Origin of the sequence: Actinotignum vesiculae (assembly GCF_051267215.1) — a bacterium.
GTDB classification, from domain to species: domain Bacteria; phylum Actinomycetota; class Actinomycetes; order Actinomycetales; family Actinomycetaceae; genus Actinotignum; species Actinotignum schaalii.
The window spans coordinates 1-19,049 of record NZ_JBOZGG010000021.1; the positions used below are offsets into that span (position 1 = coordinate 1).

Annotated in this window: 19 protein-coding genes; 12 read left to right on the forward strand and 7 right to left on the reverse strand. The window is 58.5% G+C overall.

The window, feature by feature from the left end; genetic code table 11:
- On the forward strand, positions 1-895 hold an 895-nt coding region (locus tag ACRQHG_RS08940), incomplete at its 5' end, for a hypothetical protein (protein WP_435712588.1).
- On the opposite strand, the gene ACRQHG_RS08945 is transcribed toward ACRQHG_RS08940, so the two are convergent.
- Positions 853-1,104, reverse strand: a complete 252-nt coding sequence (locus ACRQHG_RS08945; RefSeq protein WP_284905854.1) for a hypothetical protein — start codon at positions 1,102-1,104, stop codon at positions 853-855. The two genes, ACRQHG_RS08940 and ACRQHG_RS08945, sit on opposite strands and share 43 nt — an antisense overlap.
- A 103-nt stretch (positions 1,105-1,207) precedes the next feature.
- On the opposite strand from ACRQHG_RS08945, the gene ACRQHG_RS08950 reads away from it, so the two are divergent.
- The 10 genes from ACRQHG_RS08950 to ACRQHG_RS08995 all read left to right on the forward strand — a co-directional run bounded on the left by ACRQHG_RS08950 (position 1,208) and on the right by ACRQHG_RS08995 (position 12,871).
- On the forward strand, positions 1,208-1,792 hold the full coding sequence (locus tag ACRQHG_RS08950; protein ID WP_284905852.1) for a DUF6668 family protein: 585 nt from the start codon (positions 1,208-1,210) through the stop codon (positions 1,790-1,792).
- A 10-nt stretch (positions 1,793-1,802) separates the two neighbouring features.
- Entirely contained in the window at positions 1,803-2,099 is a 297-nt protein-coding gene (locus ACRQHG_RS08955; RefSeq protein ID WP_284905850.1) for a hypothetical protein, read from the forward strand.
- Positions 2,100-2,144: 45 nt separating this feature from the next.
- Entirely contained in the window at positions 2,145-2,876 is a 732-nt protein-coding gene (locus tag ACRQHG_RS08960) for a DUF8175 domain-containg protein (protein ID WP_435730769.1), read from the forward strand.
- Positions 2,864-4,438 (forward strand): hypothetical protein, encoded by a 1,575-nt coding sequence (locus ACRQHG_RS08965; RefSeq protein ID WP_284905846.1) that lies wholly within the window; start codon positions 2,864-2,866, stop codon positions 4,436-4,438. Before ACRQHG_RS08960 ends, ACRQHG_RS08965 begins: the two co-directional genes overlap by 13 nt.
- Positions 4,435-5,928, forward strand: coding sequence for an SCO6880 family protein (locus ACRQHG_RS08970; protein WP_284905844.1), 1,494 nt, complete (start codon positions 4,435-4,437; stop codon positions 5,926-5,928). Before ACRQHG_RS08965 ends, ACRQHG_RS08970 begins: the two co-directional genes overlap by 4 nt.
- Complete coding sequence (locus ACRQHG_RS08975; protein WP_284905841.1) at positions 5,925-7,391, forward strand: putative type IV secretion/conjugal transfer ATPase; 1,467 nt, start codon at positions 5,925-5,927, stop codon at positions 7,389-7,391. The genes ACRQHG_RS08970 and ACRQHG_RS08975 overlap by 4 nt, the downstream gene beginning before the upstream one ends.
- Entirely contained in the window at positions 7,384-9,147 is a 1,764-nt protein-coding gene (locus ACRQHG_RS08980) for a type IV secretory system conjugative DNA transfer family protein (RefSeq protein WP_284905840.1), read from the forward strand. The genes ACRQHG_RS08975 and ACRQHG_RS08980 overlap by 8 nt, the downstream gene beginning before the upstream one ends.
- Before the next feature lie 43 nt (positions 9,148-9,190).
- Positions 9,191-9,970 (forward strand): hypothetical protein, encoded by a 780-nt coding sequence (locus ACRQHG_RS08985; RefSeq protein ID WP_284905839.1) that lies wholly within the window; start codon positions 9,191-9,193, stop codon positions 9,968-9,970.
- Positions 9,971-10,069: 99 nt separating this feature from the next.
- Positions 10,070-11,110, forward strand: coding sequence for a DNA cytosine methyltransferase (locus tag ACRQHG_RS08990; protein WP_284905838.1), 1,041 nt, complete (start codon positions 10,070-10,072; stop codon positions 11,108-11,110).
- A gap of 30 nt (positions 11,111-11,140) precedes the next feature.
- Positions 11,141-12,871, forward strand: a complete 1,731-nt coding sequence (locus ACRQHG_RS08995; protein ID WP_284905836.1) for an ATP-binding protein — start codon at positions 11,141-11,143, stop codon at positions 12,869-12,871.
- Position 12,872: 1 nt separating this feature from the next.
- On the opposite strand, the gene ACRQHG_RS09000 is transcribed toward ACRQHG_RS08995, so the two are convergent.
- From ACRQHG_RS09000 to mobC, 6 genes are all read right to left on the reverse strand, one after another.
- Complete coding sequence (locus ACRQHG_RS09000) at positions 12,873-13,481, reverse strand: hypothetical protein (protein WP_284905834.1); 609 nt, start codon at positions 13,479-13,481, stop codon at positions 12,873-12,875.
- 145 nt (positions 13,482-13,626) lie between these two features.
- Complete coding sequence (locus tag ACRQHG_RS09005) at positions 13,627-14,064, reverse strand: DUF4913 domain-containing protein (protein WP_435720003.1); 438 nt, start codon at positions 14,062-14,064, stop codon at positions 13,627-13,629.
- Between the two features lie 22 nt (positions 14,065-14,086).
- The gene (locus tag ACRQHG_RS09010) at positions 14,087-14,845 is read right to left on the reverse strand and encodes a hypothetical protein (RefSeq protein ID WP_284905830.1); all 759 of its coding nucleotides are present in this window, start codon (positions 14,843-14,845) and stop codon (positions 14,087-14,089) included.
- Positions 14,842-15,708: a DNA-processing protein DprA gene (locus ACRQHG_RS09015; protein ID WP_284905829.1), complete on the reverse strand. Its 867-nt coding sequence runs from the start codon at positions 15,706-15,708 to the stop codon at positions 14,842-14,844. The genes ACRQHG_RS09010 and ACRQHG_RS09015 overlap by 4 nt, the downstream gene beginning before the upstream one ends.
- Positions 15,709-15,807: 99 nt before the next feature.
- Positions 15,808-17,688, reverse strand: a complete 1,881-nt coding sequence (locus tag ACRQHG_RS09020) for a relaxase/mobilization nuclease domain-containing protein (RefSeq protein WP_284905827.1) — start codon at positions 17,686-17,688, stop codon at positions 15,808-15,810.
- Positions 17,685-18,089 (reverse strand): MobC family plasmid mobilization relaxosome protein, encoded by a 405-nt coding sequence (gene mobC, locus ACRQHG_RS09025; RefSeq protein ID WP_284905825.1) that lies wholly within the window; start codon positions 18,087-18,089, stop codon positions 17,685-17,687. Before mobC ends, ACRQHG_RS09020 begins: the two co-directional genes overlap by 4 nt.
- A 543-nt stretch (positions 18,090-18,632) precedes the next feature.
- Between mobC and ACRQHG_RS09030 the strand changes: the two genes are divergently transcribed.
- Entirely contained in the window at positions 18,633-18,977 is a 345-nt protein-coding gene (locus ACRQHG_RS09030; RefSeq protein ID WP_016442229.1) for a hypothetical protein, read from the forward strand.
- Positions 18,978-19,049: the final 72 nt, after the last annotated feature.

Below are 19,049 nucleotides of genomic sequence, written 5' to 3' on the forward strand. Positions count from 1 at the left end.
CACTGCTGGCACTGCTGGCACTGCTGGCACTGCTGGCACTGCTGGCACTGCTGGCACTGCTGGCACTGCTGGCACTGACCAGGTGACTATCACGCCGCCGCATATTAAGGTGGCTGATCCTCTCACAAACGAAGGCTTGGCCATGGTTTTGAAGTATTTGGATGGGTGTGGTTGGGGTGATGAGGCTGTTGTGGAGCGCCTTTCGGTGGCGATTGGGGTGCGGGCGCGCTCTCGTCTGGCGGTTCTTGTTAGGCAGTACCCGTGGCTTGGTTTTGATGAAGTGGTAGGGGATCTCATCTCGCGGGTGTGGGAGGTTATGCGTACGCGTACGCGTGCGGTGGTGGGTGCGCGTTTTCGGTGGGCGTATGCGATCAGCCGGGCGGTACGGCAATTCTTGGAAGCCGATATGCCGGCCGAGCCGGTGGACTATGGGGGCACTGGTTTCGAGGAACAGGCTGGTGGGCTTGGGGCGCGGAGGGCAGATTACGAGCATGGGGATTCTCGGGTTTTGCTTGAGGATGCTGCGGGGTGGAGTGCGGGCGCGCAGTTCTTGGTCGGCGAGCTGGTGGCACGCGGTGTTGACCAGGGTGTCGCCTGGCATGGAATGCGGCGGATGCTTGAGCTTTCCGCACAGTGGGGTTTTCACACCCGGACGACTCATGCTCGGGAAGACCGTGAACTGGCGCGTTTAGGGATTAGCAAAAATGCTATCGGTGCGTGGATGGGGCTTATTAACGGGTCACGTCGAGAAGGCGCGAAAGGTTCTTTTTTACTAGGTTTCGCGCGTGGGCGCCGCTCGTTCACCGAGAAGGAAGAATTCCGGTTGAAGATCATTGTGGAAGGGTGTCCTTCTCAACTTTCCTCAGATTCTCCCGCATCGGGGGTGGTCTCGTGAATCTCCCATTCGCTGATAGAAACGGTGGTGACCAGGCTGCTCGTCCACACAACCCCGGCGGTTTTGCGTGCTGCGGCTCGGGCCTCGTCCAGGCTCGTATACCAGGTGGCTTCCTGAACGAAGGGCGGGAGCCGATCGCCAGTGACGGCGTAGACCGTTTCGATGGTGGTTTCGACCTCGCGTGGCCATCCCATTTTTTCCTGACTCATGAGCATCCTCCTTTTCTTGATGCACTGCTCTGTTTTGCGGTGCTACTAACTAGGGGGCTTTGCACGCACACGACCAATGAGTTTTCCCAGGAGGTGGGCACTGGTGCGTAAACACAAAACTCAACCCGCGCGGGCTGGTCTTGCCCTGCCCTGGGGTCAGCTTCCTGACCTTCCCGGTGAAGGGAGCGTCCTGCCGTGTGTATGGACGGATCCGAGCACGGCGGTGTTTGCGGTGGGCGCGAGTGGTGGCGTGGGCACGACGACTATCGCCGCGTTGTGTGGGTTGGTTGATTTTGGGCGCGTCTGGCCTGTGTCTGCTCCGCAGCCGGCGCGGTGTGTGGTGGTTGCCCGCCCCACCGCTACCGGTATGGCGGCGGCGCGTGAGTGCGCGGGCGCGTTGTTCGGTGGGCGCGTGGCCGGCGTCGAGTGCGTCGGGCTTGTGCTTGTTGCCGATCAGCCCGGGCGCTTGCCGCGTGAGCTGGCGCGTGCGCGTGCGCTCACCGAGAGTGTGTTTCCGGCCGTGTGGCGCCTCCCTTACAGCCAGGCACTAAGGCTCGGGCGAGACGACCCTCAGCTCGCCGCACACAAGGCCGTCCAAGACCTGCGCTCCCTGGCAAGCGCGGGCGAAGAACCAGAAGTTTTTATTGATGACATTCCCGCTGTCGGTGGGGTGTCCCTAGATATCTAAAGGAGAAAACATGTTTACCCAACTATCAACCCTGGAAGCCTACCTTCATGCGGCGCTTTTGCCGTTTATTGAGGTGACGCCGACTCAGCCTCCGGGAACGGAGAAGATTACCCAGATTTTGGGATACGTGGCCTGGGGTGCAGGCGTGTTGTGTTTGCTCGGGATTTTCATTGTTGCGGGCAAGCTCGCCATCAACGCAAGGCATGGGGAAGGTCTTGAGGAAGCCAAAGGCTTGCTTTGGGTCTTGGCGGCGCTCGTATTAATTGGTTCGGCTACCTCGCTTATCGGCGCTTTCATCACCCTATAAGCAGCCCGCAGCAAAAAGACGATACAAGGATTGGAGGGGACAGGCATGGGTAAAGACAATAAGCCAGGCAGTAAGGGGCTGGGTGTAGGGCTAACTATCGGCGGTCTGCTCGTGGTTGCGGGCATTGTGGCGGTGGTGTGGGCGCTCATCGCACCCGCGAATACTCACACAGACCCTACGCCGGTCCCCTCCATATCTACTGCTCCGCCTTCGCCGCAGGCGTCAGCGTCGGCGACGCCTGGGTGTGGTCTGGATTTTAGTGACATGTCGCTACCAGACCGGAATTTCACGCCCGTGTGGCAGGACGGCCCGCTTGGGGTGCGCCTAGCCACGCTCCCGGGCGCGGGGCCGTGCGAGCAGACCCCTGCGGCTCGTGGCTATACGAATACCCCAAAAGCCGCAGTTTTAGCGGCGCTTAATTACGTGTCGTTGTCGTCTGTTGGCGGCCCAAACGCACAAGCTGTCCTCGACGAGTTATTGGCGGACGGCCCGGACAAAAAGGTGTTGCTTGAGGCGGCCGGTGAGCTGGCCGGGCGGGTGCTCCCTGCCCCGCGTCTGGTGGGTTTCCAGGTCTTCGACTACGACCTCGAGCGGGCGAGTATTGGGGTGGCGTTCATGCTGGACGCACAGCCTGGCGTGGTGTTTGGGCGCAGCCTCGACCTCACCTACGACAAGAAAACACAGATGTGGCGGACGCGGCCGGTGGCGGACATGTCCACGGTACTCACGGTGGTTGATCGGCCCTTGTCTACGGGGTGGACGTTATGGACGCGGTAGTGTTTGCTGATTACCTCGCGCCTCTACCTGCGTGGGTGCCCGGCGGCCCGACACCGACGGTCTGCGTGACGGATGTGTGTGGTTGGAATATTTTGAACCCGCTCGCCTGGGTCGGCAAAGGGTTTTCAACGCTCGTCGGCTCCGTCATTGAGCTACTGGCTGAAGCAATGGCTAGCGCCTCCATGTGGCTCCTGGAGTTCCTCGTAGGCTTCGTATCCTCCAATCCGCGCCTGAACTTGCAGGATACGGAGGCGATCACCTGGATCCACGACTCGCTTTCCTATGCAACCGGCTTGTTTATGCTCTTGGGGGTGCTTGTGGGTGCGGGGTCGATGGCTTGGCATCGACGCGGCGAACCCCTACGCGACATGCTCCAATCAGTCATCCAACTCGTTATTGTTTCGGGTGCGGGCGTGACAGTGATCCAACTCTTGATGGAGGCATCCTCCCTTTTCTCAAGCTGGCTACTCAGCTCTTCGGGGTCGATGGAGAGCGTTCAGGCCGCTATCAATGTGATGATTGATGAGGGCACAAATTTAGCGATCCTGACGATCTTCTTGCTCGCGGCGATGCTGCTCGGCACCCTCCTCGCATTGATTTTGCTGTTGTGTCGGGATTCTTTCCTCGTGCTCTTGATCGGTATTTTGCCTCTTTCGGCAGCGGCCACCAACACGGCCGTGGGGCGGCAGTGGTTTGAGAAAACAAAAACCTGGATTATCGCTTTTTTGCTGTATAAGCCAGCTTTCGCCATCATCCTCTCTATCGGTATGAGGCTGATTTCCTCTGGTAGTCCGCCGACGATGACCGCGCGCGTGGAGCAAGCCTGCGGGACCTTCGACGAAGCGAAACTCGAGGAGTACCAGAAGTGTGTCCTGGAGCAGATGAAAACCGCCATCGGAGACGACTCTTCGCTGACGAACTCCGTCACCACTATTCTCGTGGGCGTCGGGGTGTTGGTGTTGGCGGGGTTTGCTATGCCCGCGCTCATGCGTTTCGTAGTCCCCGCAACCGCCTCCATGTCAAGCGGCGCTGGGATGAGTGGGATAGCGGCCGGCCTGGGAGGCGCGGCCGGGGCACTCGTTGCGTCGGGTGCTATTAAGGTTGCGCGCGGCGGGGTAGCCGCAGCGCGGGGCGGGGTCTCGAAAGTCCGGGCTGCCCGCGCCACAAAAACAAGTGCCAGTAGCACGGCGAGTGGTAGTGGTGGTGTGGGTGCGACCGGCGCAGCAACCACCGGAACCACCGGGACAAGCAGGAGCGGCCCGGCGAGTAGGAGTGGCGCGGCTAGTGGCGCTACCAGCGCACCCGCTAATACAGGCAGTGCGAAGAAAACACCGCGGCGTGCGCGGGCGGCGAAGAAGCAGGCACAGACACCCATGCCTTCGGTGTCGGCGGGTAGTCAGGCTAGTGGCGCGGCCCCCACACCCCCATCCAAGCCGGCCTCACCTTTCGCCCTACCCACAAAGCAGCCCGGGCGCGGCGCTTTCGATAAAGCCCGCCAGACCGGCGCCTTCACGTCGAATCTAGCAAGCGGCGCAGATAGTGAGAGCGAGGAAAACGCATGAGCACACCCAGAACCTATGGCCACTGGCGGCGGCCCCAAGCCCCGGGTATCGGGCGGCTTTCCGGGGCGCTGACGGTCGGCGTCTTCGCCCTCCTGATCTTGATGGTTCTTGTGCAGATTATTGCCGGAATCATCCCCGCGTTGGTACTCGGGAGCATCTGCGGCTCGCTTGGTTTGTTGTTTGCCCGCAAAGACATGCATGGGGTGTCACTCGCGGGGAAGATTGGAGAAAGAATGCGATTTTGGCGCTCGCGCAGCCGCGGTGAGAATCTCTACCGCTCCGGCCCACTCGGGGTAACAGGTGGACCTTTCATGCTCCCGGGTATTCTCGCACCTACGAGGGTGGCTGATTTTGTGGATGGTTTCGGGCGTGACTTCGCCGTCATCACCACCGGAAAAACGGGCACCTTCGCTGTCGTCTTCGCCTGCGAAAGTGAAGGAGCATCCCTGGTCACTCAAGACCAGATCGACACGTGGGTGGCGCGCTGGGGGCAGTTTTTAGCGCGCCTGGGCGAAGAACCAGGCCTTATCGGTGCGAGCGTCGTCGTGGAATCCGCACCCGATACCGGCTCGCGCCTTCAGCGTGAAATCACCGCAAACAAGCAAGAAAACATCCCCAACTTGGCCGAACAGATGCTCAGCGAAGTGAGCCAGTTATACCCCTACGGGTCCGCGTCGCTGCGCGCCTACGTGACCCTCACCTTCGAAAACCATTTGGGTAAAGGTAGCGGGAAAACACTCGATTTGGCGGCGGCCGGTCAGGAACTGGCGACTCGTCTACCGTCATTGTCTCAGGCATTGACTGGGACGGGTGCGGGCTTTGTGCGTCCTTTAGATGCCGCGGGTGTGGGGCGGGTGGTGCGTTTGGCGTATGACCCGGATGCGCAAGAGATTTTCGACGACGCACTAGCCAGCAGCGAGGCAGTTACCTTGGAGTGGAATGAGGTTGGCCCGAGTGCCACGCAAGCTAACTGGGACAACCTCATCCACGACAACGCGGTGTCGGTGTCGTGGGTTATGAGCGCCGCACCACGCGGCATCGTCCAATCAAACATCCTTGCCTCGCTGCTGGCGCCGTCTCCTCGTATTGCCCGCAAACGGGTCGCCTTGCTTTATCGACCTATCGAGGCTGGGCGGGCCGGGGAGATCGTGGAGAAAGATAAAAACGCCGCTTCCGTGCGGGTCTCGTCATCCGCGAATGTGCGGGCACGCGATGAGGTCGCACTTGCTCACGCGGTAGCCTCCGCTGCCGAGGAAGCGGCCGGTGCGGGGCTGGAGAATTTCGGGATGGTGATTACCGCAACCACCATGCGCGATGCCGGAGACGTGAAAGACATGGCCGACGCGGTCGGCTCACTAGCATCGTCGGCGCGGATTCGGATCCGGAAATGCTATGGCGGGCAAGACTCCGCCTTCGCCATCTCTCTACCGCTCGGGGTGATTCCGGGCCGGTATTCGGTGATTAGTGAGAGTGTTCGGGAGGCACTATGACCAGCCAAAGCAATACCACGAGCACTATGAACGGGCGGGGGCCTGGTTCGCGTGGGTTTACCGGACGCGGGGGCGGCCGCCAATCCTATGTTCCGGCACTCCCCCAATGGCGCGGCACCTCGGTGCAGGTATGTGGCCTGTGGCCGTTTGCTAGTGGCGCGCCAGCCCCGCTTATTGGGGTGCCGTTCGGGCAGTGCGAGAAAGGCGGCAGCCTCTCCCCCGTTTGTTTCGACCCGATTAGTTGGTTTCGGGCGGGCATGATCTCCAACCCGAGCATGTTCGTCCTCGGCCTGCCCGGCCTAGGCAAGTCTTCGGCAGTGCGGCACATTAGTTTGGGTCTGGCCGGGTTCGGTGTCTCGACAATGGTTCTTGGTGATTTGAAACCGGATTACGTGGATTTGGTGGAGGCTATGGGAGGCCAATGCATTACTATCGGCCGCGGCGGGGTGAGCCTGAATCCGCTAGACACCGGAAACACCCACCAGGCAGCACAAGCACTCTCTGGCCAAGCCCGCCTCGATCTATTGAATAGTGCTCATGCTCGCCAGCTTACGATGCTTTCGTCTCTTGTTGAGCTGGTGCGCGGCGGCCGCATCACCGACCGGGAAAGGACCATCCTTGACCGGGCGCTGCGCGTGTGGGATACCCACAACCCCACCACCGTCCCCATCATTAGCGACATCCTCGCTATTGTTCGGGCGGCACCCGACGACGTACGTTTGGCGGCACTTGATCGCGGTTCCATCGACCGCTACTTGCAAGTCACGGAAGCTCTCGAGGCATCACTCATGGCACTACTCGGGGGCCGTTTTGGGCAAATATTCGCAGCCCCCACCACAACTCCTATGCGGATGGACCGGTCCGTCGTCTTCGATGTCTCCGCGGTGTCGGGTGCGGATGAAGCCCTACAAGCCGCAGTGCTCTTGGCGTGCTGGTCGTACGGGTTCGGGAATATCACGACCTCGAACACCCTCGCCGATAACAACCTCGCCAGCCGTCGGCTGTTTTTCGTGGTCATGGATGAGTTATGGCGCGTGCTGCGGGCCGGGGAGGGCATGGTTGACTCCGTCGACGCCCTCACACGCCTCAACCGCCAATGGGCGGTGGGCCAGGCCATGATCACCCACACCATGAGCGACCTCGAGGCCCTAGCGTCCGAGCAAGCCCGGGCCAAGGCACGCGGGTTCGTGGAGCGCGCCGGAGTGTGCCTCCTTGGCGGCCTACCTGAACGGGAAATGGGTTTGCTGCGCGGTGCGGTGAGGCTGAATTCCGCGGAGGAAGACGTACTCACAAGCTGGCAAGACCCGGGAAGCCTTGACCCTGATACGGGGCGCTTATCTGCGCCGGTGGGGCGTGGGCGGTTCCTCATCAAAGTCGGCCGGCAGCCCGGTATTCCGGCCGAATGCGTCCTCACGCCCTGTGAGCGCGACCTTAGTGATACTTCGTGGAGGTGGCATGAATAATAAGCCTGGAACAACCGGGAATACCGGCACGCTCATCGCCACGTTGGCTGCTATTGGCGTCGGCGCGTGTCTGTGTGCATCCCTTTTCCTCGCCGGCCTCATCACCGGCGAAGCGGTGCCGTTTAACCCGCTCGTTCTCGTCATCTACCTCGCAACCGGCAAGCTACACCTGAGCAGCGTGACGTGGGTGATAGCCGGGATTTTCTCCGCAATCGTCATGAGCATTGCCGGCCTAGTTTCCTGGCGCGTGTTGAAAGTGCGGGGGCGGCGGGTTCGAGGAGACAACAAAGCCAGATTGACCGGCGGGCGCTCTGCTCGCCAAGCTCTCCAACGCAGCGTGGTTGCTGAGAAAGCCCAGCGCCTCGGCATCAGCGGAGATACCCCTGTAGGGTACAAGCTTGGGCGGGCGGTAGACACCGGCGAACTACTCTATGGCGACTTTGAGAGTGTCTCGCTCATGCTCTCCGGGCCACGTGGTGGTAAAACAGCCGGCTACGCCATCCCCTTACTTCTGGAAGCACCGGGAGCCGTATTGGCGACGTCGAATAAACGCGACCTCGTCGACGCCACCCGCTATGCACGCGAGCAACTGGGCGAGAAAGCATGGGTGTTTGACCCCTGCAACATCCTCGGCCGGCCCGGCACGATGTGGTGGAATCCCCTCACCTACCTCACCAGTCCTGCTTATGGCGGGAGCCTCTTCTCGCGCGCCACCCACCTAGCGAAAGTATTGGGGGACGCGGCCCGCGCCGGCACCGCAACCAAAGCATATGACGGCTTTTGGGATGGCGGCGGAGAACAAATCCGCGCCTGCCTGCTAGCCGCGGCCGCACTCGAGCACCGCTCCATGGCCGATGTCTATGCATGGGTGCAATCCACCCTGGATGAAACACCTATCGACATTCTGCGTAACCACGGCATGAGCGAACTCGCCGCGCTACTCCGGGCACAAATGGACCTCCCCAGCGTTACTAAGGGTGGTATGTGGGCACATGCGCGTAGTGGCTTGGAATGGGTGGGCGACCCCGAAACCAGGACCTGGTGGGCCGGGGGTGGGGCAGAATTCAACCCAGCCACTTTCGTGCAAACCCGCGAAGCCTTGTTCTCGATGTCCGTCGACGGAGCAGCAATCTCACCCTTGGTCGCGGCGCTGACGGCCGTGACGTGTTTGGCGGCTGAAAACTACGCGCAGAGTCAGCACGGCGGACGGCTTGCCACGCCGATGATGGTCGTGCTCGATGAAGCCGCGAACGTGTGCCCGTGGCGCGAGCTTCCGCGGCTTTATTCTCATTTCGGGTCGAAAGGCATCTGCCTCCACACGATTTTGCAGTCCTGGTCGCAAGGCGTGAGCGTGTGGGGCGAAGCGGGCATGAACATGCTCTGGTCGGCCGCGAATAACGTGCTTTATGCGGGTGGTGTGAAAGAGACGGAGATCCTGGCGAAAATATCGAAGCTCATCGGCACTTACCGCACATCCCAACGCTCCACATCACTGTCGAAGGGTGTGCGATCGACCTCCATCTCCCAAAACTCGCTCGAAGTACCTATAGCGAGTGAAGCCGAGCTAGCGGCGTTGCCGGCGTGGCGTGCCTGGCTGTTTGCTTCAAAATCCCGACCCACACTCATAAAGCTCCTCCCCTGGTTCGAGGGAGAAAATCAAGAGCTGGTGGAGGAGTCTATTGCCCGCTACGGCTCGAACGCCACACCTAGTAGCAGTGCTGCGCTTGGTGGGGTGCGTGATGCCTGGACCAACTAACCAACAACCACATTTTTTCATCAACACAGAGAGGTAAGAGATTATGAGTGAACAGACTGAAGATGTCATGGACGAGACCGTTGAGTCCCTTGCGGCCTTAGTGAAGGCGGCGTCGATGATTGTCGCCCGCGTACAGACGGAGTATGCCGCGCATTTGCAGCGCTCGGCGCAGCGCGCAGCCACCGCCCAGCAGGCTTTCACTGCGCAGCTTGGTGTGGCGCGTCCTTTCCTCGCCCAAGCAAGTAATGAACGCTGGTGGGACTCAGCTAGCGCGATGGATATTGCTCGCATGTATGGCCTATCGAAGAAATATGCAGGGGCTGATCCATTGGCCGCGCAAGCACATGCACGTGTCGCGTCTTTCCTGGAAGACCACGGAATCACACCCGACATGATCGACGGCGCCGACACCGACTCACTCTCCCAGGAGCAGGTAGACAGGCTCACCGCAGCCCTCGACTCCCGTCCTGACGTAGCGACGTCGGACAAGACACCAGCGGACACCACTCGTGCGGCCGCGACCACCCCGAGGGTTGGTATGCCGGGGGCTGGTGTGGAGCACGAGGCAGCAGTAGAACCGGTAGCCCCGGTCTTGGGCATTGAAGCGATGAAACAGAGGATAGCGCAGATGCGGGAGAAAGCCGCAGCAGCCGGCATTACTTTCGGCGATGCTACCGGCGAAGGCGCCATCATCGGAGAATTGAGCGTCCAGGCCGCGTGCCCGGGTAACCCTGCCGCGCGAGCGGCCGCTGTCGCGATGCCTGGCAAGAAGAAGCCGAAGGCAGAAAACGTGGCGAGCGAGCAAGCCGCCAAAGCCCAATAACAATACTGAGCCGTGAGTTTTCGCGTGTTTGTTGCTGTGGTCTATTTACTCGCGGGTAGGTGAGGGCTTGACGTGTCTATTTTTATTAGGATGTGAATCGTGAGTATTCCTCGAATTGGTGCCGTGGACCTGTTTTGCGGGGCAGGTGGACTATCGTGCGGCCTGAGCCAGGCCGGTATCCGCGTGCTCGGCGGAGTGGATATGGACGAGAAATGCCGGTTTCCTTTCGAGGAGAACATCGGCGCGAAATTCGTATGCCAATCAGTTACCGAGGTAAGCAAGAAAGACCTGGAAAAACTCTGGGGTAAAAGCAAAGTTCGTCTCCTGGCAGGGTGTGCTCCATGCCAGCCTTTTTCTTCCCAGCGACGCGGTGCGGACACGAGCCGTGAGAAAGAATGGGGGCTGTTGGGTGAGTTTGAGCGCCTTGTAGAAGAAACGCTGCCCGATTACGTGACAATGGAAAACGTTACGGGCCTGCAACGCCAGCCCGTATTCGCTAGCTTCGTGACGAAACTCGAATCGTTGGGTTACTCGGTGGACTATAAGGTTCTCAAGGGCGAAAATTTCGGGCTACCCCAACGTCGACGCCGACTCGTTTTAGCCGCCTCTGCCCACGGGCCACTGTCTTTACCAACATCACAAGAAGGTGCGGCCGTGAGTGTTGGCGAAGCCCTCGCCGGCCTTCCAAAGCTCAAGGCCGGTGAACATGATCAAAGCGACCCACTCCATAAAGCGCGCGCGTTAAGCCCGTTGAATCTTGCTCGCCGTCGGGCCTCACGTCCGGGCGGTACATGGCTTGACTGGCCTGAAGATTTACGCGCGCCATGCCAGAGACGGGATAGTGGGCAGAGTTTTAAATCCTTCTACGGCGTTATGAACCCGGCCGAGCCTTCCCCAACCATCACGACCCAGTTCTTCAATTATGGGTCTGGACGTTTTGGTCATCCTTTCCAGGAACGTACGATTACGCCGCGGGAGGCTGCTATTTTGCAGGGTTTCCCGCGCGATTATCGTTTCGTTGAGCCTGGTAGCGAGATCACTTTCAAGGGATTGGGAAAGATGATCGGTAACGCTGTTCCTCCGGTTTTTGGGAAGTTGGTCGGCGAGCTTTTCACACGCGATCTTCAACGACGCCGGTGACGTGTTCACTGGTATGTCATGATTAGAGCTATGAACCAAGAAGCTGAATATCAGTTCGTGTTTTCCCTGACGACGCTTGACCATTTAGGTCGTGGTCTTTACCGGAATTTCATCACGATCCTGGGCGAGGCGATTTCTAATGCGTGGGATGCCGACGCCACTAATGTATGGATCACGTTTGACCGGAAAAATGATGTGATGACCATCAAGGATGATGGTATTGGGATGACATCGGATGACATCCAGAATAAGTTCTTGAAGATTGGTTATTCCAAGCGCAAGGAACGCGGACGTCTTTCGGGTAAGAAACGCCCGTTTATTGGAGCCAAAGGTATCGGAAAATTGGCGTTGCTTTCGTGCGCCGATAAAGTCACGGTGTCCTCGAAACCGGCAGGCGGGCCGGTTTCTGGGTGCGTGATTGATAACCAGGTAGTTGATAATGCTATCGTGGAAGATAAAACACAGTACGAGCTGAATCTTCCGAGTATTACAGATTCAGTCCGAGACGACTTCGACTACCTTAAGCACGGAACGCTTTTAAAATTCGAGGGCAATAAAGCGAAAAACTCTACCGACATTTTTCTGCGTAAGGCTCTGGCTTTAGATTTTCGCTTCTCACTGCTAGATCCGAGCTTCACGATATTTTTCAAGGGCAAGCCTATCGGGCCGGGCGATGCGCGCGAACTCAGCGACGCAACGCAGTTTTTATGGAGGATCGGGAAGGATTTTGAGGACCCGTTCGTGAGCAGCATTCAGGCTTCCCGTAATGACACCCTGGAGTTCTCCAGTGTTGCGAATGTACGTGGTTTTATCGCTAGCGTGAGAAAGCCTGAAAGTCTCAATGTTTTCGGTACCGGTAAGCGTATCGGAGTAGATCTATTCGTCAACGGTAGGTTACGTGAACGCGATATCCTATCGCGGCGACCATCCGCACGAGTCCCGGAACAATACTTGTACGGACAAATCCACCTTGACGCACTTGACGGCGAGTTCTCGGATTCCGATCCTTTTACCTCTTCGCGTGAGGGTGTTCAGGAAGATGAGCCGCTCTTGAATGCATTCCTAGACGAGTGGGCACAAGACATACGTCGGAAAGTGTACGACCAATGGGATAAGTGGCGTCTCGAGCTCAAAGAAGAAGGCGACCCCGAGCAGACAGGTCGCCGGAGTGCTGCTCAGCGTGCGGCCGATAAATACATCAAGGAAGAGAATAAGGAGTTCGCGAAACGCTCGCCCGAATACAAGGACCGGATCGTTAAAGAGCTTGAAAACCCGCGCATGACCGAGGGGCTGCACCAGAATCTTGCGCATTATGGCGACCTTTATCGGTTAGAGAATCTAGTCCGAGACCTGCACCGCAAACTCCAGATAACTCTCAGTGAAAGATCGCGCACCCGAGTGGAAAAGTACCGCAACCAGGAAAAGAAAAACGAAAAAGATGCCGGCTACGTAGAACCGTGTCGTACACCGCAAGAAGACCTGTACTATCTCGGATTCACCGACCTTCTGAAAGAAGCTTCTTCTTCGCTTGAAGACTCCTGCGTTACGGACGATTTTCAATGCAAGATATCGCCGTTGCGTAATATTGTCATGCATACGGCGCAGCTGACGCCTTACGCGACCCGGCATTTCACCGAAAACACCAATAAAGCACTGGTTTACTACACCCATCTCGCATATGACCTAAACGAGGAAAACGGTCAAACTGCAATGCTTTCACGCAAAGACGGAGGAGATGAGTCAGCCGCCACTCAGGAGTAGCCTACGTTCGATTTCGAGCCGAAAGCGAGCGCCCAGCTCTGAAACCGCGCTCGAAATCGCCGCTGTGGTTTGCTGCATCTGATCCTGCAAACCACAGCGGGAATGCCAGTACTACGTAGACAAAAGTAACCAAGATTCCGATGATCGCCATTAATAGAGTTTCTCCCCCGTCTATCCGAAAAAGCACGTAGAGGGCCACGCTAATGCCTCCCAGCGCATAAATGCAGGCTGTCCCAGGGGAGATAAAATCGACCCAGAGAGCCCAAATACAGGCAGCTGCGAAAGCAGAATTCGGTACAAAGTTTGATGGAGCTCCATTCTTGTAATCAGCTACAAAAGAAAAACATATCAAAATGAGCCATATCGTAAAAACAAACTCCAGCGCAGATTCGGGGATTTCAGATTTGAGTGATTGGTAAGTGTTCTCAATCCAGTCTCCCAGTGCGACAAGTTGAAAGGAACGCGCAACGCCGGCGAAATTAGAAAATCCGGATTCCCCGAATCTGAAAAACGACAAGATTGAAGCCAGGAGATAAGACGAAACCACAAGGTTTACGAGGGTTCGAAATTTAAAACCGAACCCGGTGAGCAAGTTTTCCCAGGCGATCATTTTTGGCCTTTCTAAATGGTGATTGCTTGCGATGAACCATTTTAAGTAGCCAACCAATATGAGCCGCTACTTTGGATCCATACTGCCTGTAAGGTTTCGTAGGGGAAAGAATAGGTCGAGGAACCCCGGCACCGCGAGGACGGATCTAGCTCATTACCGGAAAGTAGATAGCTGGTGCCGTTTCCCTTTGCCCGGGAACATTTTCGCGCCGGGTTGCTATTTCTTCACCTGTTTCCTGTGTGAAAGAAACGAACGGCAACGAAAGGTCCCTGCCCGAGCGTGCGTAGTGCGTCGTTGCGGTACATCCTTTGAAAACGTTGTTCGGGTCGAGGAGGACGTGCATCATCGGGTCTGCGACGTCGGTGAACCATGCCGCGAGGCCGCCTACGGGCCGCTCGAAGCGGTAGATTTCCCAGGCTTCCCACATGGCCCTAACCCGGGTTCTAGCTTCGGGGTGGTCCCACCATAAGGGGCACCATACGCAGCCGGTGGTGATGGAGCGGCGGTAGTTTGGGGCGAGCCATTTCTCGAAGAAAGCGAATTCATCGGCATACATGGGTTTGAATTTTTGTTTTCCGGGCATGAAAATCCTCTCCTCACTTAACTTATAGCCATGGGCAGTAGTGAACGGCGTGGCCGATATGCGTCTTTTCGGCCGTCTCAAGGATGGTTTTCCCGTTATAGAAGTCGGGATTAATCATGCGTGCAAGACACAATGTGGAGACGTGCCGGGTTCCGTATTCACGCAGGCGTGCTGCGACCGAGAAGATATGGGAACCGGATACCCAGGTGTCGTCGATGACGAGGACTCTCGGCGGGGTTGGGCGTATAGCGAATTCGTATCTGTTTGGACTTACTTGGCGTGGATCGCTGCCGGTGTCGAGGCTTCGGATAGGCAGGTAGGGAAGGTCTTCATTCAGGCGGATAGTGTTGGTGAGGATGTGGTAAAGGGGGTGGGCAGTGCCTTCTTCTGGAGCGCGTTTAGTTGAGGGAACGAGTGTCCAGGCATCGTAGCCTCGGATTATTTTCCCGCATGTGCAATCTAGATGATTGTTTAGCTGGATGCCCAGGATCATGCATAGTGCTGGTCGTGCCAGGCCCTGCTTGATCTGATTCCCGCGTGCCTTGTAGTCATACATGTAGCGCAAGAGCTGGCCACCCTTAGATACGTAGGTACAAAAGCCAGTCTCGTCGATAAGCTTTGGGTAGTGACGGCAGCGCGGGCAGTACTTGTATCGAGGGTCGAGAGGGCCGCGGCACACCGCACATACGTATGGTTCTAAATCAGCGGAAATATAGTCAAGGTTCCCAATGGTCGGGCCGGCTTGTGCCCAGATAAGGGAGAGTTCCTGCCGGGTAATCATGTCAGGGCAAAGAGGTTGTAGGCACGCGCGATATTCTCCAATGCCTGGCGAATTTCCTTCATGGTCGACGCGATATACACGCCCGGGTTATCCGCGAGCTTGCTTGCCCATTGTGTTTGACGAACGACGGGCGCGAGCAGGATAACGCTGCGCCCGTGCGCTAGTGCGGCGCGTACTTGGTTGCGGGTTCCAGAGTATTCGCCAGCGGCCACCACTATGGTCGCTTGGGAATATCCGGACATGGTGGCATTGCGCATCGGGAACGACACCTTGGTTGGCGGAGCGCCTGGCTCGAATTGGGTGAGAACCAGGCCCCCACTCTCAACAATTCTCGAACGTAACTGCCCGTTCTCGGGCGGATATGTAATGTCGATACCGGTTCCCATGACGGCGATGGTGCGCCCACCAGCCTCCAAGGTGCCTTCGTGAGCTGCGGTGTCGATACCGCGCGCGAGTCCGCTGGCGACGCTATAGCCTTGCTCAACCACTAGGTGGGCGATCACTCGCGCGCGCTCACAGTCCTCTCGTGTGGCTTGGCGTGAGCCAACAATAGCGACCGCTCGGTCTACAGGATTGATCTCGCCTTCGTAGTAGATGAGCAAGGGAGCATCGCGTGCTTGGGCGAGGTATTGGGGATAGTCGTGCTCTAAGACCGAGAGGATATTGATGCCACGCTCTTGCCAGGTAGTAATATCGCGGGTGGCTTGTTCGCGCTCTATCTGGCATGGCTGGAGCGCTCCGGGGTCGACCTCCATAAAGGCTGCGTCAATCCCCTCATAAAGCAGGGTGGCGAGGCGTACCGGTTGCGTGATCTTCTTATTGGTTTTACGCGCGAGAGCAAGAATGTCCGCTAGCTGACTCATCGTTGTTGCCACCTCCTGTTCTTGATTGCAATCTTAGCGTTACCACCATATTCGTAAAGGGGAAGCGTCACTGGAAACGACCATGCCAGGCGTGCAACCTTAGGCATTCCAGTTTCCTTCTCCGAGACTTGGCGCATTTCCATAACTAGCTTCGCTTCCCTTACCTTTACGCAGGTCTATCTGTCCATCCAGCGTTAGCCCACTCCAATCGGGCTGCCCGTATTCCACTCCAGGAAGCCGACTACCGGCGTCGGTGCGTGGTTCGGGCGCGGCGAGTGTTGCGAGGGCGGTCTTGGTTTCTTTTAGCGTGCGGCGGGCGAGTGTTAGTTCGCCGTGGGCGGTCTGGAGCCGGTTAATACCGGTGACGATACGTTCCATTGAGTCCATGACTTGGTTGCTGACCCATGCGGCGCGGCTACGCGGCCGGCTCAAAGCGCTGAGCGCCCGCAACCCGCTCGTAAACGCGGGCGAGTAGCGATGAGGCGCAGGTGTGTGTTTGGTTTGGGCGCGCCGGCCTAGGACTTGGGATGCACGGGCGAAGGCGCGGCCTTGTTCTGGGCCGTAGGCGTTTGCGAGGCCGGCGAAGAGTGCGGATGCACGAGCGCAGCTATCGGCCACTGCCATGCAATCGCTGGTGTCGGCGCGCTCAATGTCGGTAATGGTTTGGGTGAGTGCTTTTCCGAACTCACTCCATACCTGTGCCTCATCATTGTCACGTGTGCGGGAGGCGGGTTTCCAGATCGCTACCGCGCTTGATCGCGTAAGCGGGTTGTCCCACCACGTCTCGCGCAACACCGACAAAGCGACGTCGGCCGACATACGGCTTGAAGAGTACCAGGTGGGTTTGTGTCCGGGTTCGGGTTTAGCGGCCACCGAATACGAGATTGCTTCACTTGCTTCGTCGTTGAGGCGTGCGGATACGAGCAGGCCCGATGCACGCAACCGGGTGGCGAAGTCGCTCTCACTGGCGACGCTGCCGGCGATGTCTCGGATTTTTTCTTCAAGCATCCGTGCTTGCGCGGGCGTATGCGGTGCCGGGTCTCTGAGCGGGTTCCATAGGTCAGCTGCCTTGCGACGCTCCTCTAGGGTGTCGTTCCACTGGGCGCGTAGGCGGGTGAGGGTGAGGTCGCGGGCCACACGTCCTCCGCCAATCCAGATAGCGCGTTTACCGGGCTCGGTTTTGGTGACGGTGTAGGCGACAACGCCTTGGCCCTTGGCGTAGCGGGGCCGGAACTGTATGCCGTGGCGCGTGAGTTCTTCGAGGTATTCGCTTTCGGTAGAGGCCGCACCGGCTGCCAGGCGCATCGCTGCCTCTAAATCGAGACGCAGCTCCTTGTTGTCTTCGGTTTTGTAGCCCCGGGAAGCGTAGTTGTGTTTGCGTGATTCGAGGACCGCGAGACCGTATTTTTCTTCCAAAGCCGTGCAGAGTTTTTGGGAGCGCTTATAGTCGAGCCAAGTATTGCCTTTGGTCCCATCTTCACGCACGAGCACGAGCGCGATATGAATGTGGTCGCCACCGTTCTTGGTGAATCCGTGGCGCACAGCTATCCACTGGCACGGCGACTTCGAGGTTGTTGCTCGGTTGTCGAATTCCATTCCCTCCACAAAATCGCGCGCAATATTCGCCCATGTTTCGTCACTCAAAGGTTCTTCATCCGGATGCAAGGAGAGCGAGCAGTGCCAGACGTGGGCGGGTGTTTTTTCTTTCGACACGGGGATAGCACGTTCTTCTTTATAGTCCCAGCGGGTGACTTCACCGAGAATCTGAGTGCCGTGCTCAAGGCGGTTTTGGTCGAGGAGTTTCGCGACGATTCTTTTTTCGTCTTGCTCGAGGACGCGCCCGCCATAAGCCCACTCGGAAGCGATGTCTTCACTGCCCGCAACAATATGCTGATCACTGTGTTCGTTGGCGCGCCCCGGCCCAAACAAGTAACGCACTAAGCCGCCGATATCTCCGCCGCGCATGATGTTCGGGATCATAAAAGCTCCACCAACTTAATGCGCAGTAAGTTGATCGCGTTGACTTGGGAGCGCAGTTGCGCAGCGACTTCACGTGCCTCCGCGGGGAAGGCTTGTTCACTGTTTGCCCAGTGTGCGATCTGGTTAATGTTGGTGGCTTCGCCTTGGATTTGCCGACGCAGTTTGCGTAGCTCAGCGAGCACTTCGCGTATCTCACCGGCGCTGACTTGCTCAACCTTCCGGCCCAATCCGAAGCGCACGAGGTAGTCCGACATGGACACTCGCGCGCCGGCCGCTTTCATTTTCAGTTCTTCATATTGAGAGTGCTTGAGTTTGAGGTGGAAGGAGCGGCGCGGGTCGTCTTTCGGCGCGGTCGAGGCGTACGTGATCGGCGCGCGCACCGACTCCGTGTTGCTCGCCACCGCTCCACCTCCCTCGCTCACAATGAGGCCCGGCCCGCGCGCAAAGCGGAACTCTGCTTGGGCCTTGTGGCTAGTATAGCCCCTCAAGCTGATTCGTGCACACGAATCTTTAGCTTGCTCCACGCCACTGGTGGCGTGGAGGTTACGCGCAGCGCCGGAGGGGTTGGCCGGGGCGGGTGGCCGCGCAGCGCCGGAGGGGTTGGCCGGGGCGGGTGGCCGCGTAGCGGCCGGGCGCGCCTTTTTGCGCGCGCTTTAGCGCGCGCCTGCGGGGCCGCGGGGTGTGGTTGGGTGGGTGGTGTTATTGCGTGTGCAGAGGGGCCGGGTGGCGTGCTCTGATCCGTGCCAACTTTGTTGGCACGGGGGCGTGGGGTCCAGGGGCACGGGTGCCCCTGGCGGAGTGTGAGGCAGCGCCTCACCCCGCCCGCAAACCGAGCCGGTAATGCCTGGCTGGGATACACGCGCCTCAAAAATGTGTGTGTTAGGTGCACTAGTAAAAGTGAGGCCACTTTGAATGCGGCCGCTACTCAAGACAAGGAGAAAGACATGGACGAAAACATGGACGCTAACGCGATGACAAGCAGCGCTGAGCGTGTGAGTAAAGAGGTGGAGGCGTTGCGCGCGTCCGAGCAAGAACGCTTTACCAAGCGCCTTGATGCGGGTGTGTACTTGCAAGAAATTGCGGCGCGCTTGCGCGCGCTTGAGGGTGAGTATCGGAATGCGTGGGCGCAGGCTCTCAAGGCGGGGTGGAGTGAGCGCGAACTGAAAAGCTATGGGCTAAACGCCCCGGCACAAGCACGTAAAAAGCCACGCACCAAACGCACGACTAGCCCGAGCGTAGACGCGCACAACGCGGAGCAAACAAGCAACGACGAACAATGTGCGATGTAGTCCGGTACGAAACACACGGCGGGCGGGAACCCGTGCATGTGGGTGTCCCGCCCGCCGCGTGTTTCGGCATCA